Origin of the sequence: Duganella levis (genome assembly GCF_009857605.1) — a bacterium.
Taxonomy (GTDB): Bacteria; Pseudomonadota; Gammaproteobacteria; order Burkholderiales; family Burkholderiaceae_D; genus Rugamonas; species Rugamonas levis.
This window is the reverse complement of the sequence record NZ_WWCT01000058.1, coordinates 1-7428: the sequence shown is the minus strand read 5'-3', so window position 1 is coordinate 7428 and position 7428 is coordinate 1. Positions and strand designations below refer to the sequence as shown.

The window sequence follows — 7428 nt, the reverse complement described above, 5'->3', positions numbered from 1 at the left end:
CACCCGGGCCGCCCCGCTGGCCGCCAACCGCGCCGCCCTGGCTTGCGCTGTAATCTGCTCCGCCTGCGCCGGCGTCATCGCGCTGGCTGGCGGCATGGCTGGCGCAACCGGCGCCACCACCACCGGCGCCGGCGGATTCGGATCCTTCTGCAACCACACCGTCGCCAGCCGCACATCCTGCTTGCCCGGCACGCCCAGCTCCACGTACAGATGCACATAATCCGCATCCACCGCCCGCGTGGTCGTCACATGCAACACCGACCGCGCCCCGCGCCGCTCCACCTGCATGCGCACCGACGCCAGCGCCGGATTCATCGTCACATTGGCGCCGCGATACACATTGCCGTCCGCCAGCCGCACCTGCAGGCCCGCCACCTCCTCCGGTGTCAGCGCCACCAGGTCGATATCCACCGCCAGCGGCTGGCCGATATACGAGCGCGGCGCGATATCCCCCAGCTCGGCGGCAGCGGCGCCCAGCGTGGCGCCAGCCACGGCCAGGGCGCAAATCGAAGTTAGCAAAGACTTAAGCGGCATCATCCAGGATCGCGGTCAGGCGAGAATTCAAAAGGTATAACAGCTATAACGGCGGAAATTCCCAATTTTGTAGCCCCCGGTTAATTTTTGCAAACTGCGCTACACTCAAATACCTTCTTTTACTACCAAGGATTCACCATGAGCACCCGTAGTGAACGTGACAGTTTCGGCCCGATCGACGTTCCCGACGCCCAACTGTGGGGCGCGCAAACCCAGCGCTCGCTGGAACATTTCCGCATCTCCACCGAGAAGATGCCGCTGGAACTGATCCACGCGCTGGCCAGCGTCAAGCGTGCCGCCGCCCGCGTCAACCTCGACCTCGGCCTGCTGGATGGCGCGAAAGCCATCGCCATCACCCAGGCTGCGGACGAAGTGCTGGCTGACCGCCACCCAAGCGAATTCCCGCTGGCCGTGTGGCAGACCGGCTCCGGCACCCAGTCCAATATGAACATGAATGAAGTGCTGGCCAACCGCGGCTCCGAGCTGATGGGCGGCGTGCGCGGCGAACGGCGCGTGCTGCACCCGAACGACGACGTCAACAAAGGCCAGTCGTCCAACGACATCTTCCCGACCGCCATCCACGTCGCCGCCGCCCAGGCGCTGGCGCACAACGTGCTGCCGGCCATCAAACAGCTGCGTGACAGCCTGCACGCCAAGGCCGAAGCCTTCGCCGACATCGTCAAAATCGGCCGCACCCACCTGCAGGACGCCACCCCGCTGACCCTGGGCCAGGAATTCTCCGGCTACGTCGCCCACCTCGACTTCGCCACCCACGCGATCGAAGCGGCGCTGCCCGGCGTGCTGCAACTGGCGGCCGGCGGCACGGCGGTCGGCACCGGGCTCAACTCGCATCCCGAATACGCCACCCGCATCGCCGCCGAGTTGGACCACGCGCTGAAACTGCCGTTCAAGACCGCCGACAACAAATTCGCCGCGCTGGCCGGCCACGACGCCCTGCTGTCCGCCCACGGCGCGCTGAAATCGCTGGCCGCCGCCTTGATGAAAATCGCCAACGACGTGCGCTGGATGGCCTCCGGCCCGCGCTCCGGCCTGGGCGAAATCAGCATCCCGGAAAACGAGCCGGGCAGCTCCATCATGCCGGGCAAGGTCAATCCGACCCAGTGCGAAGCGCTGACCATGCTGGCTTGCCAGGTATTCGGCAACGACGTCGCCATCACCATGGGCGGCGCCTCCGGCAACTTCGAGCTGAACGTCTACAAGCCGATGATCGCCCACAACTTCCTGCAAAGCGCGCGCCTGCTGGCCGACGGCATGCGCAGCTTCGAGGAACATTGCGTGCACGGCATCGAACCGAATCGTGGCCGCATCGAGGAACTGATGGAACGGTCGCTGATGCTGGTCACCGCGCTGGCGCCGCACATCGGCTACGACAAGGCCGCCACCATCGCCAAGCAAGCGCAGCATGAAGGCACGACCTTGAAAGAGGCTGCGCTGGCGCTGGGCTACGTCACCGCCGAGCAATTCGAGCAGTGGATTGTGCCGCTGGACATGACGCGGCCGGGCGCCAAGGGCTAAAAGCCGTAGGAGTAGCGCACGCCCATCAGCGCGTCCGGGGGTGCGTTGGCGTCATGACCGGGATTGACGCGCCACATCAGCGCCCCGGTCAGCCGCCCCTTGCTGCCCTCGCGTCCGAACAGGCGGGTGTAGCTGAATTCCAGGTCGCGTTCGGTGGCGGTGGGCCGCAGGTTCAGTGTCGGCACACCTAGCGCCAGCGCGCCCGGCGTGGGCGCCAGATTGACCGCCGCGCCGCTGTACTCCAGCGTGCCGGTGCGCACCCGCGCCGGAATCGACAGGGTAAGCGCCAGCCGGTCGTTCTCAGCCAGCCACTGGCGCCGCACATAGCCGACGCTGTACGCCACCGTGCGCACCGACGACACCTGCGCCAGCAGGCTGTCCGGGCTGCCGATGCCCTCGGTCTTGCCATACGACGCCATCGCCATCAGCGCGCTGCGCGACGTCAGCGCATAGCCGAGCGACAACGAGGTGAAGGTGGTGGTTGGACGCGTGTTCAGCATCATCGACATGCTCTGCTGCATGCCCGGCGCCCCGCCTGCCTCACGCAGGATGCCGAGGGTCAGGATACCGGTGCCGCGTCCCATTTTTTTCTCGAAGTCGGCGCTGCTCAGCCAGCGCTTGCCGCGCTCGTTGAGCACCGGCCCGAGCGGATCGAGCAAGCTCAGATTGTCCGGCAGCGCGCCGAAATGCAGCTGCGGCATGCCGGTCACCGCGCTGAAACGGCGCGTGCCGGCCTGCTGCAAGGTTTCGGCCAGCGCCGTCTGGCGGTCAGCCGAGTTAAACAGCAAGGTTGCGCTGGCGCGCGGTTCATACCAGGGAAAAGTGGATAGCGGCGTCAGCTGGTCAGCTGCCAGTGCGTCGGCGCCGAGCAGGCTGGCTGTTGCCAAGGTCAAAGAAAACTTATTCATGATGCAACTCGCTGGAAGGTCGTTGCGCCCTGCCTGAAAAAGTAGCAGTTACCTCAGAATAGCAACTTCTTTTCTACCTAGCAATCGGATTGACGTCTTGCTGATAGGGTAAACTGCGCGCCTGTCGGAATGCCGCTACACTAGACTTAAGCAGGGGCAACACCACCTTCACATCATGGCACCAGAGGATAAAATGCAGAAAGTAAGTTTCGAATTAAACGGCGAGTTTGTTGAGCTAAATCAGTTATTGAAACTGGTTGGCCTGTGCGACAGCGGCGGCGCCGGCAAGATGATCGTGGCCAGCGGCGATGTCAAAGTCGACGGCAAAAAAGAATTGCGCAAGACCGCCAAGATCCGCGCCGGCCAGCAAGTGCGCGTGGGCGACATCCATATTACTGTGGTTGCAACGTAATATTACTTGCATTATGGAAATTATGATGTAAGCTTCAAACTGCGCCGGCGCAGGCTTGATCTTGCGCAAGCCGGTTCGCCCCGGCCTCGCTATAGTAGGCGGGCTTGTCATTTCAACCAGTTCGCCTAAAGGGGGATGTCATGGACGGTCAGCAACCACTCAGCCCCACCCAGGAGAGCTTGCTGGGCGACTTGCGGCAGGTGATCGAAAATGCCGAAGAGCTGTTGAAAAACACCGACCAGTACCATGGCACGCTGTACCAGGTGGCCCGCAACAAGCTGGCCGATGCGTTGCAAAAAGCGACCACCGAACTGGCCCGCTTCGAGGATGTGCACATCGACCGCATGATCGAACTGACCGCCGTCGCCGCCCGCCTGCACCGCGACCTGACCGGCGAAGCCCAGCTGCTGCGCGCCTTCAAGCGCGACAACTGACGCCACCACTTCGGCCTATGCCACCAGCACCGCTTGCGCCAGCCATTGCTGCAACGCGGCTGCGACATCAAACGCCTCATCCAGTTCAAATGCCGCATCCAGCGCGGCGCCAAAAGTGCCGCCCTGTTCCAGTACCTGCAAGGCGGCGTGCGCCGCTGCATCCAGCGGCAACAGGACAGGCTGCCATTGCGGACGTGCCGCCAGCGCTTGACTGGGAACCGCCATCTCCTCTGGAAACGCCACGCCGCTGCCCGGCTGATGCGCCAGCCACAGCGGCACTACCGCCCACTCGGATGCCAGCAGTTGTACAGCAGGATTCAGGCGGAAGGTGGTCTCTTCGATTTGATCCGGCGCGATGGCCGCCAGTTGCGCGGCGCTGAGGCCGTCCGCCTGTGGCGCGTAATGAGCGCGGTGCAAGGCCCACTCAAGCGCCGCCAGGTCTGGCAGATAAGGCAGCTGGGCCGCGTGCGGGAAATCGCGCAGGAAGGTGGCGAAGCGCGCGCCGAAGTGGTTCAGATCGGGATTGTCGGCCGGTTGTGCGCGGCCATAGGCACGCGCCAGGCCGCCGAAGAATTCGTCGCCCACCAGCGCCAGCGCCACCGGATAGGCGGCCGCCAGCGTCTTGTGCCAGGTGGCGCTCTGGTTGCCGCGATACAGCGCAAAGCGGTGTTCGCTGTGGGCGGACTTGAACTGCGTCAGCACGGTCACCCCGTCATCCAGCAGAGCGCTGGCAAATAACTGCTGCGCATCCGCCAGCACGCCGTCGGCGGCCTCGGCAACGGTCGCAGCAGCCATGCCTGGCGCAGCGCGCACGGTCGGCGATGCGCCAGCGGCGGCGCGGGCGTGCAGCGCGGCGGCGCGGTCCGCCTCGGCCAGCAGCACGTCCAGCGCCGGCAGATCCGTATCCCACTCAATCAAGGTCGGCACCGCGCCAAAGCGCTGCAAAGCCGCCTCGTACAAGTGCCAGACCGGCTCGGCCACCCGGTCGCCATGGTGATCGATCACCGCCTGCGGTGTCACCAGATGTCCAGCCAGATGCATCTCGCCCACCACGCCCGGCGGAATCGCCAGCATGGCCGCCAGCGCATCCTCACCGTGGTTGCACTGGTTCACATACAAATTATTAATATCCAACAACAGCCCGCACCCGGTGCGTGCCGCCAGCGCCGCCAGAAACTCCGCCTCACTCATCGCATCCGCATGGAAGCGCACATAGGTCGACACATTCTCCAGCAACACCTGCCGCCCCAGCGCCTCCTGCAACTGCTCGACGCGCGCGCACATCAGCGCCAGCGCCGCCCGGTCCAGCACCATCGGCAGCAAATCGTTCAGTTGGCGATCCGCCACCGCGCCCCAGCACAAATGCTCGGACACCAATACCGGCTCAACCCGCTTCACCAGCGCCCGCACGCGCGCGAGATGCGCATCTGAAAAACCACGCGCCGAGCCCAGTCCCAGGCCGACGCCATGCAGACTCACGGGATAATCGCGCCGCAACTGTTCCAGCACATGCCAGTCCCAGCCGCCCGCATCGAGATAATTCTCGCTATGCACCTCCAGCCAGCCGGCACGCGGCCGCTGGTCGAGGAATTGCCGGTAATGCGGCGCCCGCAAACCGACGCCGACACCCAGCGCGGCAGCCGTGCTCACCGACGCCGTCATCAGTCTTACTTGGCCGGCGGCGTAGTCTTGCCGCCTGCCTTCTCGCAGGTGCCCTTCGGCACATATTTCCACTCGCCCGGCTCACTATCGGTCTTCGACTGACCGGCGCAGGAATGCGCGCTGGTAGCGCAATCGTTCTGGCCGGCCTTGGCGACGCCGTAGCATTTTTCCTTGTCGTCGGCCGCAACAGCCGGGGCCACCTGTGCCGCGCACACCGTCGCCAGCGCCGCCGCGATCAAAGCTTGACGTTTATTCATGCTAAATCTCCTGAAATTAAAATGAAAACACCCGCAGCCTACCAGCAATATGGCGGCTCCGCATCTGGACCATCGCAAGGGAAAGAAGGCGTGCGCAAACACGCGCCGCGCAGCAGGATCTGCGCGGAACAACAAGGCGGCGCAGGACGCGTCCGCCAGCGGCCGGTCAGGCCTTGGTGTTAATTGTGTTGCCGAGGTGAGACGGCAGATTCGGCACCGGCGGAATCGCCTCGATCAGCGCGCTGGCGCTGGATGCCTGGATGTCCTGGGCTTTTTTCAATACAGAAATGCCGACTGCCTGCTTGGTGCCCGTGTCAGCCATCGTGGTTGAAAGTTGAGCAATACCGGTAACGTCCATAAGTACCTCCATTAAGAGCTATCACCCCTATTAACGGAGGCTGCGCCGGCAACTTTAGCCCTGCAATGAAGTTTTTTTCAGATGGGTTAGCAACCAGGCCAGCACCTCGGCCGGCTGGTTCAGGTCCAGCCACGCCAGGCTGGCGCGCAAGCCGTCCGGACGCGGATGATCAGCCGCCACCGCCACCACCCGCTCGTCATGCGGATACAGCGGCGCGCGGCCGTTTTCCAGCCGGTGCACTTCCAGCTTGTCGATCGGATAGGTCTTGAAGCCTTCCAGCAAGGTCAGGTCAGCCGGCGACATGCGCGCCAGCTGTTCATCCAGCGTTGGTTCGGGCGCGTCGCGCAGCTCATGGATGATGGCATAGCGAAACGGCGACCCCACCATTACTTCGGCCGCGCCGGCGATGCGCAGCCGAGCGCTGTCCTTGTGCGGCGGCTCGAACTGCAAATCGTGGTGACTATGCTTGATGACATTGACCTTCAGACCCTGCGCCGCCAGTTGCATCAGCAAATGTTCCAGCAGCGTGGTCTTGCCACTGCCCGACGTGCCGACCACTCCCAGCACCTTGCGCGCGAACGTGGGACTTACTTGATGCATTGCCTTACCTCACCATCCTGTTGATGCTCGTCATTATACGCAGCAACAGTTGATGGGCGCAGCAGGCGCCGATTACTCCTTGACTTTGATGCTGCCAGATTGGCGCGCGCCGGCCAGCACGATCAGGCCGAAGCAAATCAGGAGCAGGCTGATGCTGCTGGGTTCAACCGACTGGCCCATGTCGGCCGCGTGGGCGCGCGGCACGTAGGCGGCAGCGGCGATCAGGAATGGCAGGCACTTCAACTGTTTCATGATATTTCCTCTTGCAGAGCTCACAATGATGGAAAAATATCATTTTTTTATGACAGGCGAATTACGTTTCAATAGGGAACGCGATAACGGTAGCCGCGGAAATTGAATACGGCTTCTTTCGGCTGCAATTTCTCCAGCAGCAGGCCGGGCGCGACTTCCTCCCCTTCGTGGCGCAGAACCTTGTCGACCAGCAATAAACGGTCGGCGGCGTTCTTGGAGTAGATATAGCCTCCGACCGCCACCGGCGGAATCGCGCGCTGGATCGGCTCCGGCAGGTCGCGCAGGTTGACGACCGGCTCATCCGAGGTTGAGGCTGGATTGGCGGCGGCCGTGGACGGCTTGGCCGACGCAGCCGACTGAGCCTGCGACTGTGCCGGCTGCGATGACGCCGGCAACGGCTCGGGCGCCGAGGCGCGCGCCAGATTGGCGACCGATTGCGGCAAATCCGCCACCGGCGCCGGCAACGGCGTCGGCG

11 protein-coding genes are annotated in these 7428 nt (G+C 63.8%); 3 read left to right on the top strand and 8 right to left on the bottom strand.

The features are described 5' to 3' along the window. Positions 1-519, bottom strand: a 519-nt coding sequence (locus tag GTP69_RS30385; protein WP_371868204.1) for a type IV pilus assembly protein FimV, incomplete at its 3' end; no start/stop codon positions are given. A 153-nt stretch (positions 520-672) separates the two neighbouring features. On the opposite strand from GTP69_RS30385, the gene fumC reads away from it, so the two are divergent. Continuing rightward, on the top strand, positions 673-2070 hold the full coding sequence (fumC, locus tag GTP69_RS30380; protein ID WP_161058361.1) for a class II fumarate hydratase: 1398 nt from the start codon (positions 673-675) through the stop codon (positions 2068-2070). Here fumC and GTP69_RS30375 read toward each other — a convergent pair. After that, positions 2067-2978: a hypothetical protein gene (locus GTP69_RS30375; protein ID WP_161058360.1), complete on the bottom strand. Its 912-nt coding sequence runs from the start codon at positions 2976-2978 to the stop codon at positions 2067-2069. The two genes, fumC and GTP69_RS30375, sit on opposite strands and share 4 nt — an antisense overlap. A 193-nt stretch (positions 2979-3171) precedes the next feature. Between GTP69_RS30375 and GTP69_RS30370 the strand changes: the two genes are divergently transcribed. Together GTP69_RS30370 and GTP69_RS30365 are read left to right on the top strand one after the other, a co-directional pair. Beyond that, positions 3172-3390, top strand: a complete 219-nt coding sequence (locus GTP69_RS30370; RefSeq protein ID WP_110846892.1) for an RNA-binding S4 domain-containing protein — start codon at positions 3172-3174, stop codon at positions 3388-3390. 140 nt (positions 3391-3530) lie between these two features. Continuing rightward, a complete protein-coding gene (locus GTP69_RS30365) occupies positions 3531-3824 on the top strand; it encodes a hypothetical protein (RefSeq protein ID WP_161058359.1) in 294 nt (97 codons plus the stop codon). A gap of 15 nt (positions 3825-3839) precedes the next feature. Here GTP69_RS30365 and bufB read toward each other — a convergent pair whose 3' ends face one another. From bufB to GTP69_RS30335, 6 genes are all read right to left on the bottom strand, one after another. Beyond that, the gene (bufB, locus tag GTP69_RS30360) at positions 3840-5486 is read right to left on the bottom strand and encodes an MNIO family bufferin maturase (protein WP_161058358.1); all 1647 of its coding nucleotides are present in this window, start codon (positions 5484-5486) and stop codon (positions 3840-3842) included. Positions 5487-5491: 5 nt separating this feature from the next. Next, on the bottom strand, positions 5492-5743 hold the full coding sequence (locus GTP69_RS30355) for a BufA1 family periplasmic bufferin-type metallophore (RefSeq protein ID WP_161058357.1): 252 nt from the start codon (positions 5741-5743) through the stop codon (positions 5492-5494). Positions 5744-5909: 166 nt separating this feature from the next. Beyond that, positions 5910-6101 (bottom strand): YjfB family protein, encoded by a 192-nt coding sequence (locus GTP69_RS30350; protein WP_161058356.1) that lies wholly within the window; start codon positions 6099-6101, stop codon positions 5910-5912. 54 nt (positions 6102-6155) lie between these two features. After that, the gene (gene mobB / locus GTP69_RS30345) at positions 6156-6701 is read right to left on the bottom strand and encodes a molybdopterin-guanine dinucleotide biosynthesis protein B (protein ID WP_161058355.1); all 546 of its coding nucleotides are present in this window, start codon (positions 6699-6701) and stop codon (positions 6156-6158) included. 72 nt (positions 6702-6773) lie between these two features. Then, positions 6774-6953 carry a hypothetical protein gene (locus tag GTP69_RS30340; RefSeq protein ID WP_161058354.1) on the bottom strand — a complete coding sequence of 60 codons (180 nt, stop codon included), beginning with the start codon at positions 6951-6953 and terminating at the stop codon, positions 6774-6776. A gap of 68 nt (positions 6954-7021) precedes the next feature. Further along, a partial coding sequence (locus GTP69_RS30335; protein ID WP_161058353.1) for a general secretion pathway protein GspB occupies positions 7022-7428 on the bottom strand: 407 nt, incomplete at its 5' end.